This is a genomic window from Methylobacterium oryzihabitans, assembly GCF_004004555.2.
Classification (GTDB): Bacteria; Pseudomonadota; Alphaproteobacteria; order Rhizobiales; family Beijerinckiaceae; genus Methylobacterium; species Methylobacterium oryzihabitans.
Map to the genome: position 1 here is coordinate 47,003 of NZ_SACP01000025.1, position 22,298 is coordinate 69,300.

Annotated in this window: 19 protein-coding genes; 5 read left to right on the forward strand and 14 right to left on the reverse strand. The window is 73.5% G+C overall.

Features of this window, described 5'->3' with window-relative positions; translation table 11 throughout:
• Positions 1 to 78: 78 nt before the first annotated feature.
• The 4 genes from EOE48_RS21295 (at position 79) to EOE48_RS21310 (ending at position 2,959) form a co-directional block, all read left to right on the forward strand.
• On the forward strand, positions 79 to 960 hold the full coding sequence (locus EOE48_RS21295) for a LysR substrate-binding domain-containing protein (RefSeq protein ID WP_127732898.1): 882 nt from the start codon (positions 79 to 81) through the stop codon (positions 958 to 960).
• Positions 957 to 1,748 (forward strand): DeoR/GlpR family DNA-binding transcription regulator, encoded by a 792-nt coding sequence (locus EOE48_RS21300; RefSeq protein WP_127732899.1) that lies wholly within the window; start codon positions 957 to 959, stop codon positions 1,746 to 1,748. Before EOE48_RS21295 ends, EOE48_RS21300 begins: the two co-directional genes overlap by 4 nt.
• Positions 1,749 to 1,823: 75 nt before the next feature.
• Positions 1,824 to 2,123: a hypothetical protein gene (locus EOE48_RS21305; RefSeq protein WP_127732900.1), complete on the forward strand. Its 300-nt coding sequence runs from the start codon at positions 1,824 to 1,826 to the stop codon at positions 2,121 to 2,123.
• Positions 2,120 to 2,959, forward strand: a complete 840-nt coding sequence (locus EOE48_RS21310; protein WP_127732901.1) for an EamA family transporter — start codon at positions 2,120 to 2,122, stop codon at positions 2,957 to 2,959. Before EOE48_RS21305 ends, EOE48_RS21310 begins: the two co-directional genes overlap by 4 nt.
• Before the next feature lie 60 nt (positions 2,960 to 3,019).
• Here EOE48_RS21310 and EOE48_RS21315 read toward each other — a convergent pair whose 3' ends face one another.
• The 10 genes from EOE48_RS21315 to EOE48_RS21360 all read right to left on the reverse strand — a co-directional run bounded on the left by EOE48_RS21315 (position 3,020) and on the right by EOE48_RS21360 (position 13,915).
• The gene (locus EOE48_RS21315; RefSeq protein ID WP_127732902.1) at positions 3,020 to 3,355 is read right to left on the reverse strand and encodes a Rieske (2Fe-2S) protein; all 336 of its coding nucleotides are present in this window, start codon (positions 3,353 to 3,355) and stop codon (positions 3,020 to 3,022) included.
• Positions 3,348 to 4,052 (reverse strand): ABC transporter ATP-binding protein, encoded by a 705-nt coding sequence (locus tag EOE48_RS21320; RefSeq protein WP_127732903.1) that lies wholly within the window; start codon positions 4,050 to 4,052, stop codon positions 3,348 to 3,350. Before EOE48_RS21320 ends, EOE48_RS21315 begins: the two co-directional genes overlap by 8 nt.
• Positions 4,045 to 4,860: an ABC transporter ATP-binding protein gene (locus EOE48_RS21325; RefSeq protein ID WP_127732904.1), complete on the reverse strand. Its 816-nt coding sequence runs from the start codon at positions 4,858 to 4,860 to the stop codon at positions 4,045 to 4,047. Before EOE48_RS21325 ends, EOE48_RS21320 begins: the two co-directional genes overlap by 8 nt.
• Positions 4,857 to 5,891 (reverse strand): branched-chain amino acid ABC transporter permease, encoded by a 1,035-nt coding sequence (locus EOE48_RS21330; protein ID WP_127732905.1) that lies wholly within the window; start codon positions 5,889 to 5,891, stop codon positions 4,857 to 4,859. Before EOE48_RS21330 ends, EOE48_RS21325 begins: the two co-directional genes overlap by 4 nt.
• Entirely contained in the window at positions 5,888 to 6,760 is an 873-nt protein-coding gene (locus EOE48_RS21335) for a branched-chain amino acid ABC transporter permease (RefSeq protein ID WP_127732906.1), read from the reverse strand. Before EOE48_RS21335 ends, EOE48_RS21330 begins: the two co-directional genes overlap by 4 nt.
• A 126-nt stretch (positions 6,761 to 6,886) precedes the next feature.
• The gene (locus EOE48_RS21340; RefSeq protein WP_127732907.1) at positions 6,887 to 8,035 is read right to left on the reverse strand and encodes an ABC transporter substrate-binding protein; all 1,149 of its coding nucleotides are present in this window, start codon (positions 8,033 to 8,035) and stop codon (positions 6,887 to 6,889) included.
• A gap of 98 nt (positions 8,036 to 8,133) precedes the next feature.
• Positions 8,134 to 9,336 carry a xanthine dehydrogenase family Fe-S subunit gene (locus EOE48_RS21345; protein WP_127732908.1) on the reverse strand — a complete coding sequence of 401 codons (1,203 nt, stop codon included), beginning with the start codon at positions 9,334 to 9,336 and terminating at the stop codon, positions 8,134 to 8,136.
• The gene (locus tag EOE48_RS21350; protein ID WP_127732909.1) at positions 9,333 to 10,196 is read right to left on the reverse strand and encodes an FAD binding domain-containing protein; all 864 of its coding nucleotides are present in this window, start codon (positions 10,194 to 10,196) and stop codon (positions 9,333 to 9,335) included. The genes EOE48_RS21345 and EOE48_RS21350 overlap by 4 nt, the downstream gene beginning before the upstream one ends.
• Positions 10,193 to 12,547: a xanthine dehydrogenase family protein molybdopterin-binding subunit gene (locus EOE48_RS21355; RefSeq protein ID WP_127732910.1), complete on the reverse strand. Its 2,355-nt coding sequence runs from the start codon at positions 12,545 to 12,547 to the stop codon at positions 10,193 to 10,195. Before EOE48_RS21355 ends, EOE48_RS21350 begins: the two co-directional genes overlap by 4 nt.
• Positions 12,548 to 12,616: 69 nt before the next feature.
• On the reverse strand, positions 12,617 to 13,915 hold the full coding sequence (locus EOE48_RS21360) for an amidohydrolase/deacetylase family metallohydrolase (protein WP_127732911.1): 1,299 nt from the start codon (positions 13,913 to 13,915) through the stop codon (positions 12,617 to 12,619).
• A gap of 119 nt (positions 13,916 to 14,034) precedes the next feature.
• Here EOE48_RS21360 and EOE48_RS21365 point away from each other — a divergent pair, with 119 nt between their 5' ends.
• On the forward strand, positions 14,035 to 14,553 hold the full coding sequence (locus tag EOE48_RS21365; RefSeq protein WP_127732912.1) for a MarR family winged helix-turn-helix transcriptional regulator: 519 nt from the start codon (positions 14,035 to 14,037) through the stop codon (positions 14,551 to 14,553).
• A 179-nt stretch (positions 14,554 to 14,732) separates the two neighbouring features.
• Here EOE48_RS21365 and EOE48_RS21370 read toward each other — a convergent pair whose 3' ends face one another.
• The 4 genes from EOE48_RS21370 to EOE48_RS21385 all read right to left on the reverse strand — a co-directional run bounded on the left by EOE48_RS21370 (position 14,733) and on the right by EOE48_RS21385 (position 21,984).
• The gene (locus tag EOE48_RS21370) at positions 14,733 to 14,939 is read right to left on the reverse strand and encodes a hypothetical protein (protein WP_127732913.1); all 207 of its coding nucleotides are present in this window, start codon (positions 14,937 to 14,939) and stop codon (positions 14,733 to 14,735) included.
• Between the two features lie 736 nt (positions 14,940 to 15,675).
• The gene (locus tag EOE48_RS21375) at positions 15,676 to 18,552 is read right to left on the reverse strand and encodes an NHLP bacteriocin export ABC transporter permease/ATPase subunit (protein ID WP_127732914.1); all 2,877 of its coding nucleotides are present in this window, start codon (positions 18,550 to 18,552) and stop codon (positions 15,676 to 15,678) included.
• On the reverse strand, positions 18,542 to 20,737 hold the full coding sequence (locus tag EOE48_RS21380) for an NHLP family bacteriocin export ABC transporter peptidase/permease/ATPase subunit (protein ID WP_127732915.1): 2,196 nt from the start codon (positions 20,735 to 20,737) through the stop codon (positions 18,542 to 18,544). The genes EOE48_RS21375 and EOE48_RS21380 overlap by 11 nt, the downstream gene beginning before the upstream one ends.
• A complete protein-coding gene (locus EOE48_RS21385; protein ID WP_187371502.1) occupies positions 20,734 to 21,984 on the reverse strand; it encodes an NHLP bacteriocin system secretion protein in 1,251 nt (416 codons plus the stop codon). Before EOE48_RS21385 ends, EOE48_RS21380 begins: the two co-directional genes overlap by 4 nt.
• Positions 21,985 to 22,298: the final 314 nt, after the last annotated feature.

Here is a 22,298-nt window from a genome sequence, read left to right on the forward strand (position 1 = left end):
GGGGATCTTGCGTTCGCCATTCCATCAGATCAAATCGGTTGTCATGATGCTTGCCATCAGTCGCGCCGATGGATCGCCATGAACCTGTTCCAGCTCCGCGCCTTCGACGCCGTCTCCCGGGAAGGCAGCTTCACCCGCGCGGCCAAGCGGCTCAGCATCAGCCAGCCGGCGGTGACCGGGCACGTGAAGGCCCTCGAGGAGCGCTACGACCTCGTCCTGTTCCGCCGCACCGCCCGCAGCGCCGAGCTGACGCCGCAGGGCGAGGCCCTGGCGGCCCTGACCCGGCCGCTGTTCGGGCTGGTCGAGCAGGCCGAGGACCTGCTGCTCGCCAACCGCGCGCTCCTCGCCGGGCGCATCGAGGTCGCCGCCGATTCGCCCCACGTCGTGATGCCGCTGCTGGCGCGTCTGCGCGCCCGGCATCCCGGGATCACCGTGGGCCTGAGCCTCGGCAACGCCGCCGAGACCTGCGAGGCCCTGCTGGCCGAGCGCGCGAGCATCGGCGTTGTGACGGAGGCCGAGCCGCGCGAGGAGCTCCACCTCGAGGACCTCGCGGTCTCGCATGTCTGGGCCGTGCTGCCGCGCGGCCACGCCCTCGCGACGGGGGCGCCGATCGATCTCGCCGGGCTCGACGGCCAGCCGATGGTGCTGCGCGAGCCGTCCTCCGTCACCCGCCGGACCTTCGATGCCGCCTGCCGGGCCCGCGGCGTCGCGCCCGCCGTCCTGATGGAACTCGACAGCCGCGAGGCGGTGATCGAGGCCGTCGCCGCCGGGATCGGCATCGGCATCGTCTCCTCCCTCGAATGCGGCGAGGACGGGCGCATCCGCGCGGTCCCGATCACCGGAGCGGACCTGTCGAACCGCCACGCCATCGTGTGCCTCGCCCGCCGCCGCTCCCTGCGCCTGATCCGGGCCGTGCTGGATCTCGCCGCCGAGGGGCGTCCCGGCGGGGACGGGCGATGAGCGCCCCGTCCGCCCGCGCCATCGCGGCGCGCCGGCACGGCGAGATCCTGAGGCGGCTCGCCGAGGACGGGCATATCAGCGTCGAGGAGATGGCGGCCCGCTTCTCGGTCTCGCGCGAGACCATCCGGCGCGACCTCAAGGCGCTGGCCGGGCGCGGGCAGCTCGCGATCGTGCACGGAGGGGCGACCCGCCGCGCCGACGAGCCGGCGCTCGCCGTGCGCCGGGAGGACAACCCGGCCGGAAAGGCGGCGATCGGCCGGGCGGCGGCCGGCCTCGTCGAGGACGGCATGGTGGTGCTGCTCGATTCCGGCTCGACCACGCTGGCGGTCGCGCAGGCGCTCGCCGCCCCCGACCGGGCCCCCTGGCAGGGCCTGACGGTGTGCACCAACAGCCTGTCGATCGGCCTCGTGCTGTGCCGGGTGCCGGGCATCCGGCTGCACCTGCTCGGCGGCGAGGTCAACGGCGCGGACGAGGCGGCCTTCGGCACCGAGGGTATCGCCGCGCTCGCGCGCTTTCGCGCCGACCTCGCCTTCATCGGGGTCGGCGGCGTCTCCGATTCCGGCGACCTCACCGATTTCGCGGTCCTGCCGACGCAACTGCGCGCGGCGATGCTCGGTGCGGCCGCGCGCGGCTTCGTCGTCGTCGACCGCACGAAGTTCGGCCGCCTGACCCCGATCCGCCTGCACCCCGTCCCGGCCGGCACGCGCCTCGTCGTCGATGCCGCGCCGCCCGTCGCCATGGAACAGGCGCTGGCGGCGCGGGGCATCGGGCTCGTCGTCGCGCCTTGATGTGGCTTTTTGTGGTTTTGTGTTGCTCTCTGCGGCGTCTCCACGCTAGATGAGGGCGCAGGCAGGAGCGCCGCGATGACCGACACCGCTGTCCCGACCCAGGCCCGGACCTGCGATCCGCCCGGCGAAGCCGTGGCCCGGGGCGGCGAGCCGATCCTGCGTGATGCGAGATCCGGACGCTCACGTCCGGATCTCGCATCACCCGCCCGCGCGGCGCTTGAGCGAAGCCGAAATCCGCATCGCGAAAGCGACCGGGTGCGGTCGCCGGAAGCGATCAATCGGATTTCGTGTGACGGCTCCGCGATCGATCTCGCCGGGCCGTGCCTGGCGGCCCGCCTCCTGACGGGGGCGGCCGGCGCCGCGCGGGCCGCATGAGCGCGTCCGTCTTCGCCGCGGTGCTCGCCGCGGCCTGCATGCATGCGGGCTGGAACGCGCTGGTCAAGCTGCGCCTGGAGCCCCTCCTCACCATGGCGCTCATCACCGCCTCGGCGGGGGTGATCGCGCTGCCGGCGCTCGCCTGGCTCGGGCCGCCCCCGCTCGCGGCCTGGCCCTGGCTGCTCGGCTCGATCGTCCTGCATCTCGGCTACTACGTCGCCCTGACGGAGGCCTACCGGCAGGCCGACATGGGGCAGGTCTACCCGGTCGCCCGCGGCAGCGCGCCGCTGCTCACGACCCTCGCCTCCCTGGTCGTGCTGGGCGAGCCGGTGGCGCCCCTCGCGGCCGGCGGCGTCGCGATCCTGTGCCTCGGCGTCGGGCTGATGGCCTTCGGCAGCCGCAGCGGCCGTCTCGGGCCGCGGGCGCTCGCCTGGGCCGGCCTCACCGCGCTCATGATCTGCGGCTACACCCTGGTCGACGGCCTCGGCGCACGGGCCGCCGGCGACGCGCACGCCTACTCGGCCGCCCTCTTCGTGGTGGACGGCATCCCGCTCGCCGCCTTCGTGCTGTGGCGCCGGGGCGCGGGCGTCCTGCGCCAGATCCGGGGCGTCGCCCTGCCGGGCCTCGTCGGCGGGCTGTTCTCTCTCGGCTCCTACTGGATCGCGATCTGGGCGATGACGGTCGCCCCGATCCCCCTGGTGGCGGCCTTGCGCGAGACCAGCGTGCTCGTGGCGGCGCTGATCTCGGTGACGATCCTCAAGGAGCCGCTTCTCGCCGGCCGCGCCGTGGCGGCGGTGGTCATCCTCGCCGGCATCGCCGCCATGCGCCTCGGCTGATGCGGACGATCATACGATTTTCGATTGATCGCTTCGCGATGCGATCAATCGGATTTCGTATCACGCCAGGCTCCCGTCCAGCGTGAGCCACAGCCCGCCGGCCTCGACCTCGACGGGAAACAGCCGCAGGGCGCGGAACGACCAGCCCGGCGAGACCGATCCGTCGTGCAGGTCGAAGGAGGCGAGGTGGCGCGGGCAGCGCAGCCGTCCGCCGGCGCAGTGGCCGAGGGACAGGTCGGCGCCCTCGTGCGGGCAGGCCCGCTCCGCGGCGACGATCCGCCCGGCGTCGCGCACCAGGACCAGATGGTGCCGGCCCGCCACGACCGGCACCACGGTCCGGTCGCCCAGGAGGTCCGGCGGGCCGAGGCGGATCCGCCCGGGCCGCGCCTCAGCCACCGAGATAGGCGTCCCGCACGTGCGGGTCCGCGATCAGGGCCTCGCCCGGGCCTTCGCGCACCGTGCGGCCGGTCTCCAGCAGGTAGGCGTAGTCGCAGAGTTCGAGCGCCGCGAAGGCGTTCTGCTCGACCAGCAGGACGGTGGTGCCGGCGTCGCAGATCGCCCGGATCACCGCGAACATCCGCTCGACGATGTTCGGCGCGAGGCCGAGCGACGGCTCGTCGAACAGCACGAGCGTCGGCCGCCCCATCAGGGCGCGGCCGATCGCCAGCATCTGCTGCTCGCCGCCCGACAGCGTGCCGGCGGCCTGGTCGCGGCGCTCGGCGAGGCGCGGGAACTCGCCGTAGACCCGCTCCAGGTCCGTCGCGATGCCGGCCCGGTCGCGGCGCAGGTAGGCGCCCATGGCGAGGTTCTCGGCGACGCTCATCTGCGGGAAGACGCGCCGCCCCTCCGGGCAATGGGCGATGCCGGCGGCGAGGATCGCGCGGGGCTCGACGCCGGCGATGTCGCGCCCGCGAAAGCGGATCGAGCCCGAGCGCGGCGGCACCAGCCCCGAGATCGCCCGCAGGGTCGTCGACTTGCCGGCCCCGTTCGCGCCGACCAGGGCGACGAGCTGGCCCTCGCGCACGTCGAGGGTGATCCCCTTGAGGGCGGTGACGTGGCCGTAGCCGCAGACGAGGTCGCGGATCTCAAGCATCGGCCGCCTCCCGGGCCTCGGCGGCGGCGCGGCGGGCGGCGCTGCCCTGGCCGAGATAGGCCTCGATCACCGCCGGGTCGCTGCGGATGGCGGCGGGCGGGCCGGCGGCGATCAGCCGGCCGTAATTGAGCACCACGATCCGGTCGGAGACCTCCATCACCATCGGCATGTCGTGCTCGACGAGCAGGATCGTGACGCCGCGCTCGCGGATCTGCCGGATCAGCCGCACGAACACCCGGGTCTCGGAGGCGTTCATCCCCGAGACCGGCTCGTCGAGGAGCAGCATGGCGGGCTCGGTGGCGAGCGCCAGCGCCACCCCGACGAGGCGCTGCTCGCCATAGGCCAGCGCGCCCGCCCGCTCCTGCGCCCGGGCGCCGAGGCCGACCCAGTCGAGCAGCGCCACCGCGCGCTCCCGCAGCGCCCGCTCCCCCGCCCCGGCGCGGCCGACGAGCGCGTCGAGGAGCGGGGCCCGGCCGGTTCCGGCGGCGTGACGGTGCAGGCCGATCATCACGTTGTCGAACACCGTGTCGTCCGGGAAGACGCTGGTGCGCTGGAAGGTGCGGGCGAGGCCGAGCCGGGTGATCTCGTGCGGGGCGAGGCCCCGGAGCGGGGTGCCGCGGAACCGGACCTCGCCCTGGCTCGGCTTGAGGAAGCCGGTCATCACGTTGAAGGCGGTGGTCTTGCCCGCCCCGTTCGGCCCGATCAGGCTGACGATCTCGCCCTCGGCGACGTCGAAATGCAGGTCGGCGATGGCGACGAGGCCGCCGAAGCGGACCCCGACATGCGCGACCGAGAGGATCGGGCTCATCGCTGCACCGCCGGACCGGGTTCGAGGACGGGGGCCGGCGGCGAGGGCCGGCGGCGGACGAGGCCGGCGAGGCCCGGCACGATGCCGCGGGGCATCACGAACAGGATCACGATGAGCACGAGGCCGTAGACGATCCACTGGGCTTCCGGCGCCATCACCGGGCGCAGGGCGACCGGCAGCAGGCCGAAGATCAGCCCGCCGACCACCGGCCCCATCAGGGTGCCCTTGCCGCCCGCCACCACCATGATGACCATGCTGACCGTGGTGGTGAAGGCGAACACGTCGGGATCGATGATGCGCAGGTAATGGGCGTAGAGGCTGCCCGCCGCGCCCGCCATCGCGGCCGAGATCACCGCCGCGACGGTGAGCGTGCGCGTCGCGTTGATCCCCACGGACAGGGCGAGGGATTCATTCTCCTTGAGCCCCCGCATCGCCCGGCCGAACCGCGAGCCGACGAGGCGGGCGATGACGAGCCAGCACAGCGTGCCGACGGCGAGCACGAGGTAGTAGTTCTGCAGCTTGGTCCGGAGCGTCCAGGTCCCGAGCCCGGGCAGGCCGAGCGTGATCGGCGGGATGCCGGTCAGCGCGAGCGGGCCCTGCGTCAGCTCGACCCAATTGAGCGCGACGAGCCGCACGACCTCGGCGAAGGAGATCGTCACGATCACGAAATACGCTCCGCGCACCCGGAACGACAGCCGGCCGATCAGCCAGCCGCAGGCGCCGGCCGCGAGCGTCCCGAGGGCGAAGCCGATCGCGGCCGGCCACGGCTCGTGCACCACGCGCAGGCCGAAGCCGAGCTCGACGTCGAAGCCGAGGCTGGTGAGCGCGCTGACATAGGCGCCGATGCCGAAGAACGCGATGTGGCCGAGGCTGAGCTGCCCGGTGAAGCCGAGCAGCAGGTTCAGGCTCATCGCCCCGATCGTCAGGATGCCGGTCACGATCAGCGCGTTGAGGAGGTAGGGACTGGCGCCGAGCGCCAGCGGCAGGGCGACGAGGCCGGCCAGCAGGGCGAGGGGGAGCAGCCGGCTCATCCGACGCGCTCCGCCCTGGCGAACAGGCCGGTCGGCCGGTAGAGCAGCACCGCGATGATGATGAGGAAGCCCATCGCGTCCCGGTAGCCGGAGGAGACGTAGCCGGCGCCGAGTTCCTCGGCCAGCGCCAGGATGAAGCCGCCGATCGCCGCGCCCGTCACGTTGCCGAGGCCGCCCAGGATGACGATCGCGAAGGCCTTCAGCTCGGCCAGTCCCCCCATCTGCGGATAGACGACGTAGACCGGCCCGAGCAGGGCGCCCGCCGCGGCGGCGAGCGAGGAGCCGATCGCGAAGGTCGCGGTGTCGATGAGCCGCACGTTGACGCCCATCAGCGCCGCGGTGTCGGCGTCCTGGAACGCGGCCCGCATGGCGAGCCCGAGCTTCGTGCGGTTGATGAGCGCGTAGGTGAGCCCGATCAGCAGCAGGGCGGCGCCGAGCACGAACAGGCGCAGCCAGGAGACCGAGACCGGGCCGAACTGCAACGGTGCTTCCGGGAACGGCGAGGGGATCGCCTTGGCGACGCCGCCGAAGATCCACAGCGTGCCCGATTGCAGGGCGATGCCGGCCCCGATCATCACCAGCATGACGGTGTCGATGTCCTGGCCCCGGAACGGGCGCAGGAGCAGGATCTCGATCGCCGCCCCGAACAGCAGGCCGCCGAGGATCGCCGCCGGCAACGCCAGGAAGAAGTCGAGCCCGAGCGCCGAGACGGCGAGGTACATCAGGTAGGCGCCGACCGTGTAGAGGGCGCCGTGGGTGAAGTTCACCACGTTCATGATGCCGAAGATCAGGGTCAGCCCGATCCCCAGGAGGGCGTAGGTGCCCCCGAGGATCAGCGTGTTCACGAGGTGCTGGATCAGCTGGTCCATGGGCGGCCTCTCGCGGGTGGCGTGCCGGGCGGCATGGGATGGGGGCCGACCCTCCCCCCTCTGCTGGGGAGGGTTGGCGTGGGAGGTGTCGTCACCGACCGGACGGCCGGCGATCCGACCCGCACCTCACAACGTCGGCACGACGACGCGGCCGTCCTTGATCTCGATGATGTAGACGTCCGGCTTGCTCTGGCCGCTCTCCTTGCCGGCGGGGCCGGACTTGGCGAAGCGGATCGGGCCGTTGAGCCCGGTGAAGTCGACCGACCAGAACGCCTTGGCGATCGCGGCGGGCTCAGGCGTGCCGGCCTTCTCGATCGCGTGGGCGATCGCCCGGATGCCGTCGTAACCGCGAAAACTCTCGGTGACGCCGGCGAACTGGAAGCCGCGCTTCTTCCACTCGGCGATGAACGCCTCGGTCGCCTTCGGGTCGGGGGTCTTCTCCGGGATCCACGGCAGGAAGGTGGTCAGGTGCATCGTGCCCTCGGCGGCCGAGCCGGCCTGGGCGATGATCTGGTCCGGGTTCTGCGAGCCGCCGGTGGTGATGACGCGCTTCTTGAGGCCGAGCGCCGCCATCTGCTTGAACAGCAGCACGAGCTGGTCGACGGCGCTCGTCACCATGATCGTGTCGCTGTCGGACGCCTTCAGCTTGGCGAGCTGGGCGCTCATGTCCTGGGCGCCCTGGTCCATGGTCTCGGTGAGGCCGACCTGGACGCCCTTCTCCTTCAGCATCTTGCCGAAATCGGTCGCCGCACCGCGGCCGAAATCGTTGTTGAGCACCAGGAAGTCGACCTTCTTCAGCCCGAGCTTGCCCACCATCGGCGCGAAGGTCTCGGCCTCCAGCGCCGAGGGCGGCGAGATGCGGAACACGAACGGGTTGCCCGAGGTGGTGATCTTGCCCGACGAGGAGGTCTCGACCAGCATCGGCACCTCGTAATCCATCAGCTTGGGCATCACCGCGAGCGTCAGGCTCGACCCCCAGGCGCCCATCATCACCGGGGTCTTGTCGCTGGTGATGAGCTTCTCGGCGACGGCGGCGGCCTCGGTCGGGTTGCTCTTGTTGTCCTCGATCACGAGCTCGATTTTTTGACCGAGAAGCCCGCCCCTGGCGTTGATCTCGTCGGCGGCGATGCGCGCGCCGTTGACCACGTAGGTGCCCGAGGCCGCGAACGGCCCGGTGAGCGGCTCGTTGACGCCGATGCGAATCGCGTCCGCCCGCGCCCCCGTGACGGCGAGCGCCAGCAGGATCGCGGTGGTGAGGGTGAACCGGCCGGACATTGTCGGGTCTCCTGGGGGGCTTGGGGAGGGGACTTGGGGGGAGGGGACTTGGGGGGAGGGGACTTGGGGGAGCGGGACTTGGGGGAGCGGAGGTGAGGTCAGGCGCGCCCGCGCCACGCCGCGAGGCGGGCGCGGACGACGGCGACGAGCAGGCGGAGGGGGTCGAGGCGGGCGGGCGCCGGGGCGGCGGCGCCCGAGAGGCGGGCGTCGAGGTTGCGGGCGAGATCCGCGGTGATCCGGCCGGCGAGGTCGCGCACGAGGCCCGGGCGACCGAACTGCGCCAGCGGCCCGGTCAGCGTGTAGCCGACGTCGAGCACCACCCGGGCGGTGCCGGGGAGCTCGCCCGGGCCGACGCGGTAGCGGATCCGCCCCTCGGTGGCCGAGCGGCCGCCCGCGTCCGTGCCGGCGCCCCGCACCGTGCCGCCGAGGCTGGCGGGATCGTGGGCGATGCGGGCCCGGCCCCGGAAGGTCGTGCCGATCGGGCCGATCCGCACCTGCAGGCCGCCCTCGACCACCCCGGCCTCCGGCCGCCCGGTGACGGCGGCGCCGGGCAGGCAGGCGGCCACGGCCTCGATGTCGCCGAGGAGCGCGAAGACCGCCTCCGGCGGGTGGGGGAGGTCGATCGTCTGAGTGAACTCGTGGGCCGGCGCGAAGGCCGCGCCGGGATCGCCGACGCTCGCCGGCACGGGGGCGAGCGCCGGGACGGGGCGGAGCTCCACGGGGCGGGGCGTCGCGACCGCCGCGCCCGGCCGGGCGCCGACCGGCCCGAGGGCGCGCTCCGCCCCGCTCTCCGGCCCGATGCCGCGGGCGCGGCGCGCGGCGATCACCCCCATCACCGCCCGCACGATGCCGGCATAGCCGGTGCAGCGGCAGAGATTGCCCGACAGGCCGACGCGGATCCGTCGCTCGTCCGCGTCGGGCAGGCGCAGGACGAGGTCGCGGGCGGCGACCAGCATGCCGGGGGTGCAGTAGCCGCACTGGAGCGCGTGCTCGCGGTTGAAGGCGGCGCGCAGCTCGATCGCCACCGGGTCGTCGTCGAGGCCCTCGATCGTCGTGACGGCGGCGCCCGGGCAGGCGCCCGCGAAGGTGAGGCAGGCCCGGGCCGGCTCGCCGTCGAGGAGCACCGTGCAGGCGCCGCAGACGCCGTGCTCGCAGCCGAGATGGGTGCCGGTGAGGTCGAGGCGCTCGCGCAGCACGTCGCCGAGATGGCTGCGCGGCTCGGCCTCGACCCGCCGGGGCACGCCGTTCACGGTCAGGGCCAGCGCGATGCGGCCCGGGGATTCCGCCGGCGCGGCGCTCATGCGGCCTCCGGACGGGTCGCGGGGAACTCCGCCGCCTGCGCGACCGCCCGGGCGAGCACCGTGACGTGGACGTGGCGGGCGACCCGGTCGGCCATGCCGGCGGCGACCAGGGCGGCGTCGGCGGCCCCCGGGTCGAAGGCCGCGGCGAAGTCGGGGCCGATGCGGCCGCCGAACAGCGGGCGGGCGTCGGCGAACAGGACCGGCGGTCCCTCGACGGCGCCGATCACCGCGCGGCCGCGCCCCGCCGCCGGCTCGATCCGCACCGCCCCGATGGCGTGGGCGAACTCGCCGATCTTGGCGCAGTGCTTGACGTAGCCCCAGGCCACGCCCTGCGGCCGTGCAGGCACCCGCACCGCGACCAGGACCTCGCCGGGCCGCAGGGCGACGTCGAGGGCGCCGGTGACGAAGCGTTCCAGCGGCAGGGTGCGGCGCCCGTCGCGGCCGGCGATCTCGACCGCGGCGCCGAGCGCCATGAGCGTGCTCACCCAGTCGGCGGCCGGATCCGCGTGGGCGAGGCTGCCGCCGACCGTGCCGCGGTTGCGCACCGCCCGGTAGGCGATCGCGGCCGCGACCCGCCGCAGGACGCCGCCGGTGTTGTCGGGCACGCGCCCGTCCTCGATGTCGGCATGGGTGACGCAGGCGCCGAGCACGAGGTGGTCGCCCTCGATCCGGGCCTGCCGCAGCTCGGCGATGCCGGTGATGTCGAGGACGAGGTCGGGCTCGACGAGCCGCAGGTTGAGCATCGGCCCGAGCGACTGGCCCCCGGCGATCAGCTTCACGAGGCCGGGGGCCCCGGCGAGGCGGTCGAGGAGCGCGGGCAGGCTCGCCGGGCGCTCCCAGGCGAAGGGGGCGGGCTTCATGCGGCGTCCCTCGCGCGGGCCGGCGCGGCCCGGGCGGCCAGCACCGCCTCGACGATCCGGTGCGGAGTGACCGGGCTGTGCAGCATCTCGACGCCGAGACCCGCCAGCGCGTCGTTGATCGCGTTGGTGAGCGCCGCCGGCGGCGCGATCGCCCCGCCCTCGCCGATCCCCTTCTGGCCGAAGCGGGTGTAGGGGGAGGGCGTCTCCATGTGGTCGATGCGGGCCATCGGCACCTCGGCGGGGCCCGGCAGCAGGTAGTCGGCGAAGGTCGAGGCGAGCGGCTGGCCGCGCCCGTCGAAGCGCATCTCCTCGAACAGCGCGGTGCCGATTCCCTGGGCGAGACCCCCGAAAATCTGGCCGTCGACGACCAGGGGGTTCACCAGCGTGCCGCCGTCCTCCACGACGACGTAGTCGAGGATCTCGACCGTCCCGAGATCGGGATCGACCGCGACGACGGCCGCGTGCGCCGCATACGAGAAGGTGCCGGAATCGCGCACCGGCTTGTAGCCGGCGGTGACCTCGAGCCCGCCCGGGTCGGTGTCGGGGGCGAGATCCTGCGGGCGCCGGTACCAGGTGCGGGCGATCGCCTCCAGGGGCACGTCGCCGGTCGGCCCGACGACGTGGCCGCCCGCGAAGCGGCACTCCTCGGGCTTCGCCTGGAGCAGGTGGGCGCCGATCCGCACGGCGCGGTCGCGCAGGTCCTCGCAGGCCGCCGCCACCGCGCCGCCCGCCATCACCATCACCCGCGAGCCCCAGGAGCCGGTCGAGTAGGGCGTCATCGCGGTGTCGCCGTGGACGAGGCGGGTGCGCGCCACCGGCACGCCGAGGATCTCGTGGGCGACCTGCGCCAGCGTCGTCTCCAGGCCCTGGCCGTGGGAATGCGCCCCGATGCGCAGTTCGAGCCCGCCGTCGGGGGTCAGCCGGGCGCAGGCCTGCTCGTGGCCCGGCACCATCGGGATGCCCCAGCCGGAATAGACCGAGGTGCCGTGCGCCGCCTGCTCGCAGTAGATCGCGAGGCCGAGCCCGATCCGGCGTCCGTCCGCCTCGCCGCGGCGCTGGCGGTCGCGCAAAGCCGCGACGTCGATCGCCGCCAGGGCCCGGGCCAGCGCCCCCGGGTAGTCGCCGCTGTCGAAGTGCTTGCGGGTGATGTTCTCGAACGGCATCTGGTCGGGCCGCACGAGGTTCTTCTCGCGCACGACCTCCGGCGGCAGGCCCGCCTCGCGCGCGACCGCGTCGAGCACGAGTTCGAGGGCGAAGCAGACGCCGGTCCGCGCGACCCCGCGATAGGGCAGGATCGGGCACTTGTTGGTCGCGACCGACCAGGTGCGGCAGCGATAGGCCGGAAAATCGTAGGGGCCGGGCAGGATGCTGGCGACCTGCGCCGCCTCCAGGCAGGCCGAGAACGGATAGGCCGAGTAGGCGCCGGAATCGACGGTCGCCTCGCAATCGATGCCGCGAAGCCGGCCGTCGCGCTCCGCGTAGGCGGTGATGCGGTAATGGTGCTCGCGGCAATTGGCGTTGGCGGTGAGGTGCTCGCGGCGGTCCTCCAGCCAGCGCACCGGGTGGCCGCGGCGCAGGGCCAGCCAGCACAGGGCGACGTCCTCGGGCAGCAGGATCGCCTTGTAGCCGAAGCCGCCGCCGACGTCGGGCGAGACGATGCGGAGGCGGCCCTGCTCCAGCCCCAGGCATTCCGACAGGCCGTTGCGCACGATGTGCGGCATCTGGCTCGCGGTGTGGACGACGAGCTGGTCGAGGCGGTGGTCGAGCTGGACGACGGTGCCGCGGCCCTCGATCGGCGCCATGCACTGCCGGCCGGTCGAGATGGTGCGGCTGACCCGGATCGGCGCGTCGAGGGCGGCGGCGATGTTCACGTCGACCAGCGTCTCCAGGAAGACGTTGTCGCCCCAGTGCTCGTGGACGAGGGCGGCGCCGGGCTCGCGCGCCGCCAGCATGTCGTGGACCGCCGGCAGCTCCTCGAGGTCGAGGACGATCGACGCCGCGATGTCCTCGGCCTCGGCGCGGGTCGGGGCCACGCACATCGCCACCAGTTCGCCGACCTGCCGGACCTTGCCCGTCGCCAGCACCGGCTGCTCCGAGACCTTGAAGCCCGGCAGGCCCGAGACCGCGCGGATCGGCAGCACGCCGTCGAGGTCGGCCGCCGTGAAGACGCGGTCGCGGCAGTGATCCGGCACGTGGATCGCCCGGATGCGGGCATGCGCCAGGGGGCTGCGCACGAAGGCGACGTCGTGCAGGCCGGGCAGCCGGATGTCGCCGACATAAAGGCCGCGCCCGCGCATGAGGCGGTCGTCCTCCTTGCGGGGCAGGGGCGCCCCGACGCCCTCGGCGCTCATCGCGCGCCTCCGGGGCGGTCCGTCGGGCGGGGCGGCGCGGCGATCATGACGGCGGGCATCGGCATCGCCTCAGGCCGCGACCGCCTGGGGCAGGATCGGCGAATCGGCCTCGAAGCGCCGGCCGGCCCGCAGGCAGAAGGCCGGGCGCAGCAGCCGGTCGGCGACGACCCGGGTGTCCTCGTTGTCGCGCAGCAGGAAGCGGCCGCGATCGTCGTGCAGCACCGAGACGTCCGCCGCGCGGCCGACCTTCAGGGCGCCGAGGCTGTCGCTCATCCGCAGCATCTCGGCCGGGTGCGAGGTCACCATCGGCACCACCTCCTCGAGCGGGATGCCGAGCGCCATCATCGAGCTCATCGCCTGGGTGAGGCTGAACCGGGCCTGGCCGAGGAACGGGTGGTTCTCGTCGTCGTGGTGCTCGTCCGGGGTGCCGGCGGGGCGCGGCGCCTCGGGCACCTCGGTGTTGTAGCCGTGCATGTCGGCGCCGAGGGTGTAGGGAACGACGCCGGCCGGCAGCGAGGCGCGGGCGACCCGGTACGAGAAGTGGCTGCCGTGGCCGACATCGACCCGCAGGCCCGCATCCATCGCCGCCCGGATGATCGGGTGGACCACGCCCTCCTCGTTGATGAAGCCGCCCGGGTGGCGGGTGAAGGGATGGGCCAGCACGTCGCCGGGGCGCAGCAGCGGAATCACCCGCTCCATGATGGTGTTGGCGTCCTCGCCGTTGGCGCCCGATTCCGGCAGGCCCCAGAGCTGGCCGAAATGCACGTAGAGCGGCAGGTCGGCCTGCCGGCTGATCTCGGCGGCCATCTCCATGACCTTGATGCCCCAGCGGGCGAAGCCGCCGATCTCGGCATGGCCCTTGATGCCGCGCACGAGGTCGCGGTTCTCGACCGCCGCCTTCACCGTCGCGTCGACGTCGACGCCGTCCGGGCTGTAGAGGTTGGGGTAGAAGTGCCCCTCCAGCCCGCCGACCAGATAGGCCGACAGGAAGGCGAGCGCCCGCGTCTCGGCGGTCTCGGCGATGAAGCGGCGGAAGCCCGGCAGGGTCATGCAGGAGGGACCGCCCTGGTCGATCACCGTGGTGACGCCCGAGCGCACGCCGACCATGTCGGGGTTCAGGCCGAAGCGGCCGGTGACGTACTGGTAGACGTGGGCGTGGGTATCGATCAGGCCCGGCAGGACGAGCTTGCCCGACACGTCGACCACCTCGGCGGCGGCGGAGTGCAGGATCGTCTCCTCGACGGCGGCGATGCGTCCGTCCCGCAAAGCCACGTCGCGCAGGCCGTCGATGCCGGAGGCGGGGCAGATGACGCGGCCGCCGCGCAGGAGCAGGTCGTAGCGGCGCGGATCGGGTTGGGCGGTGTCCATTCTCGACCTCGTGATCGCGGCCGGCCGGGCCGGCCTCGGCTCCGCAAAAGCGAAGCATGCTTCGCATTGGCCTCTGCATGTGGCATGCCAAGTCTGGAAGGCTTCTACGGAGCGGGTCGATGGACGAGGTCGTGCGGGACGGGGCGGTCGAGGGGACGGCCGGGCCGGAACCGGTTGCGGAGGTCCGGCCCTGGCCCCTGTCCGAGCGCCCCGGCTTCCTCGCCCGGCGGCTGCACCAGATCCACGTCAGCCTGTTTTCGGAGCTTTGCGCCGAATTCCGCATCACGCCGCTGCAATACAGCCTGCTGTCGCAACTGCGCGTCCTGCGGGAGGCGGATCAGACCACGCTGGCGAACGCGGTCGCCCTCGACCGGACGACGACGACCGGCGCGCTCAAGCGGCTGGCCGCCCGCGGGCTGGTCAGCCGCGTCACCTCGCCGGCCGATCGCCGGGCGCAGGTCTGCCGCCTGACGCCCGAGGGCGAGGCGCTGCACGCCGGGATGGAGCCGGCGGCGCGCGCCGCGCACGCCCAGACCGTCGCGGCCCTCACGCCGGCCGAGCGCGCCCTGCTCACCGACCTCCTCGGGCGGATCATCGCCGGCCACGACCATCGCCGGGGGCAGGCGGACATCGCGTAGCGCGGTCGTCGCCTTGCGCGGGCACGCCCCTTTCCGCGCAGACGGTCAGGCCGACGGGATCGTGTCCCTCGCAGGGGCGGCACGGGGCGTCTCGGGCAGCGCGCGGGCTGCCCGAGACGGTTCCTGAACGAGGCGTCCGGAAACCGTCTCCGGACTGGTCGGTCCGTCGCGCCGTCGAACTACGGATACTTCGTGATCGATCCGCCGTTGTTGCGGATCGCGAGTTCCACCGGACGCAGAAAATCGTTGATGTCCTTCTTGATATCGAACCCCTGCCTCGGGCCGCCGGTCCCGTTGATGGCATCGAGCTCGGCATCGGTGAGCCTGGTGGCCGGCTCCTCGCGGGGGGCGGACTCGGTGGTGGAGTCGTGGATCGGGCTGGTCATGGTACACTCGTTGTCCGTGACGCTCCGTCGGCGTCACGTCCAAGTTCTCACGGGATCGTTGATCGGGTATTTCGTCATCTGTTGCCGGAGGAAAACAGCGGCCCGGGGCGCTTGACTGGTAAATGCGAGGCTCCGCTTAACCATTCGGGATCGGGAGCGCACGCCGATCCCGGCAACGGGCGGGGCGGTCGATCGCTGCCGGCCGTCCCCGCGGGGCCGCGCCGTCCTGCCGACGTCGACTGTGCCCGGGGGCGCGGAGTGCCGCGGCGACTCCCGGGACGGGTCATGCGATGTCCGATCGATCGCCCGGCGACGGCGTTGCGGTCGCGTCGCGATGCGGACATCGACATCGCTCATGCGCCGCGGGGGCTGGTGATACGGTTTTCGGAGCGAATCGTCCGAAAACCATATCAGTTGCTCACCGGCTTCGCGGTCCCTTGCGGATGAAATGGAGCGGTGTTCGTCTGCACCCGTTGCCCCGGTGGGAAGCGGTTTTCGGTGTGGCGCGCCTCCCCTCTCCCGAGTGGGAGAGGGGCCGGGGGTGAGGGTGGCTCGGGTTCCGAGATGAACGCCCAGCGTCGAGCTGCGCAGCTCAACCGTTCAGGGCCATTGCGGAACCGTCTCCACCCTCACCCCTACCCCTCTCCCACTCGGGAGAGGGATCCCGCGCTTGAAAATTCGACTGCTAAATCAATCTTTTGGAGCCAGTTTCCATTTAGCGGCCGGCTGCATCGGCTCAAAGCGGCAACTGGCGCTGCACCAGCTCGCGGAACCGTCCGCCCGCCTGCATGAGCCGGGCGTAGTCGCCCTCCTCGACCACGCGGCCGGCGTCGAGCACGTAGATCCGGTCCGCCTGCCGGATGGTCGACAGGCGATGCGCGATCACCAGCCGCGTCGCGTCCAGCATCGCGAGGCGCTCCGTCACCCGCTGCTGCGTCCGGTTGTCGAGGGCGCTGGTCGCCTCGTCGAACAGCAGCAGGCGCGGCCGGTGCACCAGGGCGCGGGCGATCAGCAGGCGCTGGCGCTGCCCGCCCGACAGCAGGCCGGCATCCTCGCCGACGAAGGTGTGCAGGCCCATCGGCATCGCCCGGACGTCGTCGTCCAGTCCCGCCATGTGGGCCGCCTCCCACGCCTGCGCCTCGGGAAGCGGCAGGCCGTTGCGGATCGTGTCGAGGATCGTGCCGTTCTGGATGCGGCCGTTCTGCAGCACGACCCCCAACTGGCGACGCACCGCCCTGACGTCGAGCGCGGCCAGGTCGCGCTCGTCATACGCGATCGTTCCCCGGGTCGGCGCCTCGAAGCCGAGCAGCAGGCGCAGCAGCGTCGACTTGCCCGATCCCGACGCGCCGACGATCGCCACGAACTCCCCCGGCTCGACCCGCAGCGACACGCCGTCGAGGATCGCCGGGCCGTCCGGCCGGTAGCGGAAGACGAGGTCGCGCACCGCGAGGCGGCCGGAGAGCTCGGGCGCGGCCCCGCACCGGCCGCGCGCCTCCGGCACCGCCTGCAGCAGGGGCTTCGCCCGGGCGTAGAGCGGCTGCAGCGACAGCAGCGCCGGCAGGACGGCTCCGAGCGAGAGCGTGGCGGCGATGAACTGCCCGTAGGCGGCCGAGAAGGCGACGAACGGCCCGACGCCGATCGTCGGCCCGCCGAGGCCGACGACGCCGATCATCGTCGCGGTCGAGACGATCGCGAACGCCGCGCCGAAGGCGGAGACGCCGGCCGAGAGGGTGTGCTGGCGCCGGGCGAGGGTGGAGCGGGCGACGAACAGCGGGGCCCAGCGGGCGTAGCCGCGCGTCTCGGCCCCGGCGACCTTCAGCTTCGCGATCGCCTGGATCAACTGGAGCGCCAGGGCCTGCAGGCGTCCCTCCGTCTCCAGGATCCGCCGGGCGATCGCCAGCATCCGCAGGCTCACCGCGACCATGACGGCGACCTGCACGGCCACGAGTCCGAGCGCCAGCACCGCGAGACGCCAGTCGTAGGTCAGGATCAGCCCGAGGCTCGACAGCGAGACCACCGCCGCCAGCAGGCTGGCGACCACCGTGCCGCCCAGCGCGTCGCGCATCTGGTTGATCGCGGTCGCGCGCAGGGCGAGGTCCCCGGCCGGGAACCCGCGGAAGAAGCTCGCCGGCAGGTGGAGCAGGCGGTCCCAGAGCGCGCCTTCGAGGTCGCCGTCGAGGAGGGTGGCGAGCCGCAGCAGCAGCCACCCGCGCACCAGTTCGAACACGACCGCACCGAGACCGAGGCCGGCGATCCCGGCGGCGAGCTGGACGAGTTCGGTCCGCGCGGCCGACGGGATGATCGTGTCGAACAGGATGCCGGAGGCGAGCGGCGTGACGAGGCCGAGGGCGCTGCCGGCGGCCGCGAGCAGCAGCAGCGGCATCAGGACCGGCGCCGTCAGGACGCTCGCGAAGCGCAGCAGCGTGCGGCCGTCCACCGGGGCGTCGGGCAGGCGGCGCACCGGCAGATAGGCGTCCGGCGCGATCCCGGCGGCCTCGCGCGGGCCCACCCTGCGCAGCCGGCCGCCGACCTGCAGGCGGTAGCCGCCGCGCCAGCCGGTGCCGGCGATCAGCGCCAGCGGAGCGCCGTCCGACGCCCGGAAGGCCAGGAGGGAGTGTCCGCCCTCGCGCCACCACCGGCCGTCGAGCCGGACCTCGCGCAGGCCGAGCCCGGCCTCGTCGGCGAGCGCCCGAACCCGGCGCCCGACCGGCACGGACGGGTCGCGGATCGCCGATCCGACCTCGGCGTCCGGCCAGGCCGTCCCGCCGGCCTCCGCCACCGCCCGGAAGGCGGCGGCGAGCCGGGTCCCGTCATCCCGCTCGTCGGACCGGGCGGACGGGATCACCAGGGGGTCGACGCGGGTGGCGAGGAGGGCGCGGTCATGGGCGCCCTTGCCGGCCACGAACGCCGCCTCGCGGGCCTCCCGCGCCGCCTCCCGCGCCTCCAGGGCCCGGCCGACGCGCCGCAGATGCTCGCGCACCGCCCGCGACAGCCCGCCCGCGGCGGCCAGCCCCCCGCTGTCGCGGCAGACGATCAGGGCCTCGCCGTCGCGCGCCGCGATGCCTCCCCCGGGCGCGGCGAAGGCGGGCACCGGCGCGGCGCCGGGCGCCACCGGCTCCGGATGACCGGTCAGGGTCGCGCCCTGCACCAGCGAGACCCAGAGCAGGCCCGCGGCCGGACGCGCGCAGACGCCCGGGACCAGGACCTGCGTCCCGGCCCCGAGCGGCCCGGGACGTCCCGCCGGCGAGGCCCCGACCCGGGCGGCGATCCGTTCGATCCACGCCTCCGTCGCGGCGATGACCCCCCCGTCCCCGGCGTCGAGACGCGCCAGGAACGCCTCGGCCTCGTGGCGCTCGGCCCGTGCGCCGGCACCGTCGAGGAAGGCGACCATCCGCCAGCCCTCGTCCCCGAAGACCGGCGCGAGCGCGACCTCCCCGGCCGCGATCCCGCACAGGTAGCGGCGCCCGGCGCGCCCCGGCCGTTCGAGGTAGAGCGACGCCGCGCCGCCCACGACCTGGAGCACCCCGCCGTCGAGGACGAGGGCACCGCCATCGGCCGGCGTGGCGGCGGCCACCGCCTGCCAGCCGTCCGGATCGCGCGTGTCATGCAGCACGGATCAGCTCCGCGTAGGGACCGGGTTCGTTCCACAGGGCATCGTGGCGGCCGCGCTGGACGATGCGGCCGCCGTCGAGGACCAGGATCTCGTCGCAGTCCCGGATCGCGCTGAGCCGGTGGGTCACCAGGATGGTGGTGCAGCCCCGCCGGCGCAGGTTCTCCAGGATCGCGACCTCGCTCACCGCGTCGAGCGCCGAGGTCGCCTCGTCGAGGACGAGGATGCTGGGATCGAGCGCCAGGGCCCGGGCGATCTCCAGCCGCTGCGCCTGCCCGCCCGACCAGTTGCCGCCGCCCTCGCTGACCGGCCCGTCGTAGCCGCCCGGCCGGCTCGCGACGACCTCGTGGAGCAGGGCGTCGCGGGCCGCGGCGATCAGGCTGTCGTCGGGCAGTCGCTCGTCCCACAGGGTGAGGTTGTCGCGCACGCTGCCCTCGATCAGCGTGGTCGTCTGGTCGACGTAGCCGACCGAGGCGCAGCGCACGCCCGGATCGAGCGCCCGGCTCTCGATGCCGTCGAAGCGGATGCTGCCCGACCACGGCTCGGCCAGTCCGACGATCAGCCGTGCGAGCGTGGTCTTGCCGCTGCCCGACGGGCCGACGAGGGCGATCCGCGCCCCGGGCGCGACCGCGAACGAGACGTCGGCGATCCGCGGCGGATCGAGGGGATCGAAGCCGTAGGTGAGGCCGCGGACCGCGACGGCGCCCGCGAGGCGGGCGGCGCCGGCGCCGGCCGGGTTCTGCGCCGGATCTTGCGCCGGATCTTGCGCCTGCACCGCGCGAGCGTCCCGGGGCGCGCGCAGCACGTCGTCGACCCGTTCCAGCGCGACGCGCAGCTCGCGCATCCGCGCGGCCACGCCGACGAGGCCGTTGACCTGGGTCAGGAAGCTCGTCAGCACCGTCTGGAAGGCCGCGAGCGTCCCGACGGTGAGGATCCCGTCCATGACGCGCAGGCCGCCGACCGCCAGGATGCCCGCCGTCGCCACCGCCGCGAGGGCGGCCGGGACCAGCCCGAGACGCTGCAGGGACCGCTCGGAGCGGGTCACGGCGTTCATCATCCGGACCTGGGCCCCCGACCAGCGCGCCAGGACGGCGGTCTCCGCCGCGGCGGCCTTCAGGGTCTCGATCGACTGGATGGCGTTGATCGACAGGCTGCCGAGCATCGCCTGTTCGCGCATCACCCGGCGTAGCGCATCGGTCTGACGCTCGGCGACGACCCGCACGAAGGCGAGGTCGAGCAGGGCCAGCGCCAGCCCGATCGCCGCCAGGACCGGATCGTAGAGCAGCATCAGGCCGCCGTAGAACACGGTCGCGAGGCCGCCGACGAACAGGGCGGCGACCTGGCTGCCGATCAGGTCGCAGGCGTGCTCGGCGGCGTGCAGCCGGCTCGCGACGTCGCCGGCATGCCGCTGGGCGAAGAAGCCCGGCGACAGGTGCAGGAGGTGCCAGGTCAGCCGCAGCCCGAGCGAGGTGCCGAGCGTCCATTGCAGCCGGGCGAGGACGATCCCCTGGAGCCAGGCCAGCAGGCCGCCCAGAGCCGCCGCGACCGCGAGGACGAGGAGGAGCGGCCGAAGCCAGTCGGTCAGCCCGCGGATCAGGATGTCGTCGACGAAGATCCGCAGGGCGGCGGGTGCGACGAGGCCGGGGAGCAGGGCGGCGATTCCCGCCGTGACGAGGAACGCCACCGCCCCCTTCGCGCCGGCGAGCTGGCCGGCGACCGCGCGCCAGACCCCGGGCCTGGACCCCGAGGGGCGGAACCCGGGTCCGGGGACCATGGTCAGCATCACGCCCGTGAAGGAGCGATCGAACTCCTCGTGCGTGACCGTGCGCGGTCCGCAGGCCGGATCGTTGAGGTGGACCCGGTCGCGGCCGATGCCCTCCAGCACCACGAAATGGTTGAAGTCCCAGAACAGGATCGCCGGCAGCCGCTGGCCGTCCACCTGCGCCGTCTCGCTGCGCCAGCCGGCGGCGTCGAGGCCGTAGGAGCGGGCGGCGTGGACGATCGCCCGGGCCCTGCTGCCGTCGCGCGAGACGCCGCAGGCGGCGCGCAGCTCCTCCAGCGGCACCCACTTGCCGTGATGGGCGAGGATCATCCCCAGGCAGGCGGCGCCGCACTCGACCGCCTCCATCTGCAGCACGGTCGGGACCCGGAGGCGGGCGGTGCGCGGGAAGCGGGTCCCGGCGCTCACAGCCCGAGCATCCGGCGCAGGGCGGGGATCAGCAGCGCGACCGGCCGGCCGGTCTTCACCGTGACCTGGCCTTCGAGCAGGGTCGTCGAGGTCAGCCGGATCTCGGCGCCGCGCGCGGAGGTCCAGGCGTAGCTGTCGGGCCCGCCGGAGCCGGGTTCGAGGCGCACGACGATCTGCAGCGGCGGTCCGTCCCTGGTGAAGAGGCGGGCCAGATCCGGGTTGCCGAGGCGGTCGTTGAGGGCGCTCTGGCTCTCGGGGCTGGCATCGACCTCGACGACGAGGCCGAGGAGCGAGCCGTACTCCTCCTTCCTGGCCACCGAGGGCGAGAGGCGCACCTCCATCCCGAGGCGGATCTCCTTGCCGCTCCGGGCCGGCACGTAGAGCAGGGCTTCGAGCCGCGGCCCGCCCTGCTCGATCACCATCAGCTTCTGGCCCGGGCCGACGAGGGCGTGGTTGCCGACCTCGTTCATCGTGACGACGCCGTCGACCCGCGCCTCGATCGTGGTGGCGAGGCGCTGGCCGAGGCGGATCTGGTCGCGCTGTCCCTCGCCGTCGCGCAACTGGCGCTCGATCGCCGCCCATTCCTGGTCGGACTGGTGGCGCAGCGACAGGAGCGAGGCGTCGACCGAGATCAGGTCGGTCCTGGCCCGGGAGATCGATTCCCGCGCCGCGAACAGGCGCTCGCGGGCCTCGATGACCCGTTCGGCGGTCGCCAGACCCTTGCCCTGGAGGCCCTCGCGCTGCCGGAGCAGCTCGGCGAGTTCGCGCACGCGGGCCTGGGCGAGATCGATCGTCTCCTGGAGGGCGTCGCGCTTGCGCTCGGCCGCCGCGGTCTCCTTGCCGAGATGGGCATCGAGCTGGGCGCGCAGGGCGCTCCTCTGGGCCTGCAACTGGCTCACCCGGGCCTCCGCATCGGCGAGCCGGGCCACGTCCTCGGGCGCGTTCAGCCGCGCGATGAGGTCGCCCCGCTTCACCCGGTCGCCGCGCTGGATGTAGCTGTCGACCCAGCCGGCCTTGGGGGCGTAGACGCCCACGAAGGCCCCGCCGGCCGGCACGAGCAGCCCTTGCCCCGTCACGGTGACCCGGTAGCTGCCGAACACGGCCCAGCCGGCGCATCCGGCCAGGATGGCGAGCGCGACGGCGAGCGCCGCCCAGCCCGAGGGCGAGGCGACATCGAGCCGCTCGTCCAGGCGGCCCGGCTCGGACAAGCCATCGAGCGCCTGCTTGCGGAACACGACCGCTGTCATGACCATCGACCTGCCGGGGATAGGGACGCCTCGAGGCATCGCGCATCGGGGTTTCCGATTTGACATCCCGCGGCAGGAAAAGATGGTTGAGCCGCTGTTTCCGACAACGGTCTGCGACGATCCGAGGATCGATTGTCGATGTTCTGTTTTTTGCTGTTAACCATCGCGCGTGTTGCGCAGGTTTCATTGCAGGCGCGCAACATTCGGGCAACAGGGCGCGGTCAGAAGCGGGTCCCAGGCGCCGGGACGTCCGGCGCGTCACCCAGACGGAGGTTGTCATGAACGCCGGGATGGAACGGGCTGCCGTGAGGCTC

Excerpts from the sequence above, each read along its gene's own strand:
- EOE48_RS21295 (WP_127732898.1), top strand. The coding sequence starts at position 79 with ATGAACCTGTTCCAGCTCCGCGCCTTCGACGCCGTCTCCCGGGAAGGC.
- EOE48_RS21320 (WP_127732903.1), bottom strand. The coding sequence starts at position 4,052 with ATGCTTGAGATCCGCGACCTCGTCTGCGGCTACGGCCACGTCACCGCC.
- EOE48_RS21300 (WP_127732899.1), top strand. The coding sequence starts at position 957 with ATGAGCGCCCCGTCCGCCCGCGCCATCGCGGCGCGCCGGCACGGCGAG.
- EOE48_RS21350 (WP_127732909.1), bottom strand. The coding sequence starts at position 10,196 with ATGAAGCCCGCCCCCTTCGCCTGGGAGCGCCCGGCGAGCCTGCCCGCG.
- EOE48_RS21325 (WP_127732904.1), bottom strand. The coding sequence starts at position 4,860 with ATGAGCCCGATCCTCTCGGTCGCGCATGTCGGGGTCCGCTTCGGCGGC.
- EOE48_RS21310 (WP_127732901.1), top strand. The coding sequence starts at position 2,120 with ATGAGCGCGTCCGTCTTCGCCGCGGTGCTCGCCGCGGCCTGCATGCAT.
- EOE48_RS21365 (WP_127732912.1), top strand. The coding sequence starts at position 14,035 with ATGGACGAGGTCGTGCGGGACGGGGCGGTCGAGGGGACGGCCGGGCCG.
- EOE48_RS21385 (WP_187371502.1), bottom strand. The coding sequence starts at position 21,984 with ATGACAGCGGTCGTGTTCCGCAAGCAGGCGCTCGATGGCTTGTCCGAG.
- EOE48_RS21345 (WP_127732908.1), bottom strand. The coding sequence starts at position 9,336 with ATGAGCGCCGCGCCGGCGGAATCCCCGGGCCGCATCGCGCTGGCCCTG.
- EOE48_RS21330 (WP_127732905.1), bottom strand. The coding sequence starts at position 5,891 with ATGAGCCGGCTGCTCCCCCTCGCCCTGCTGGCCGGCCTCGTCGCCCTG.
- EOE48_RS21340 (WP_127732907.1), bottom strand. The coding sequence starts at position 8,035 with ATGTCCGGCCGGTTCACCCTCACCACCGCGATCCTGCTGGCGCTCGCC.
- EOE48_RS21305 (WP_127732900.1), top strand. The coding sequence starts at position 1,824 with ATGACCGACACCGCTGTCCCGACCCAGGCCCGGACCTGCGATCCGCCC.
- EOE48_RS21335 (WP_127732906.1), bottom strand. The coding sequence starts at position 6,760 with ATGGACCAGCTGATCCAGCACCTCGTGAACACGCTGATCCTCGGGGGC.
- EOE48_RS21370 (WP_127732913.1), bottom strand. The coding sequence starts at position 14,939 with ATGACCAGCCCGATCCACGACTCCACCACCGAGTCCGCCCCCCGCGAG.
- EOE48_RS21355 (WP_127732910.1), bottom strand. The coding sequence starts at position 12,547 with ATGAGCGCCGAGGGCGTCGGGGCGCCCCTGCCCCGCAAGGAGGACGAC.
- EOE48_RS21360 (WP_127732911.1), bottom strand. The coding sequence starts at position 13,915 with ATGGACACCGCCCAACCCGATCCGCGCCGCTACGACCTGCTCCTGCGC.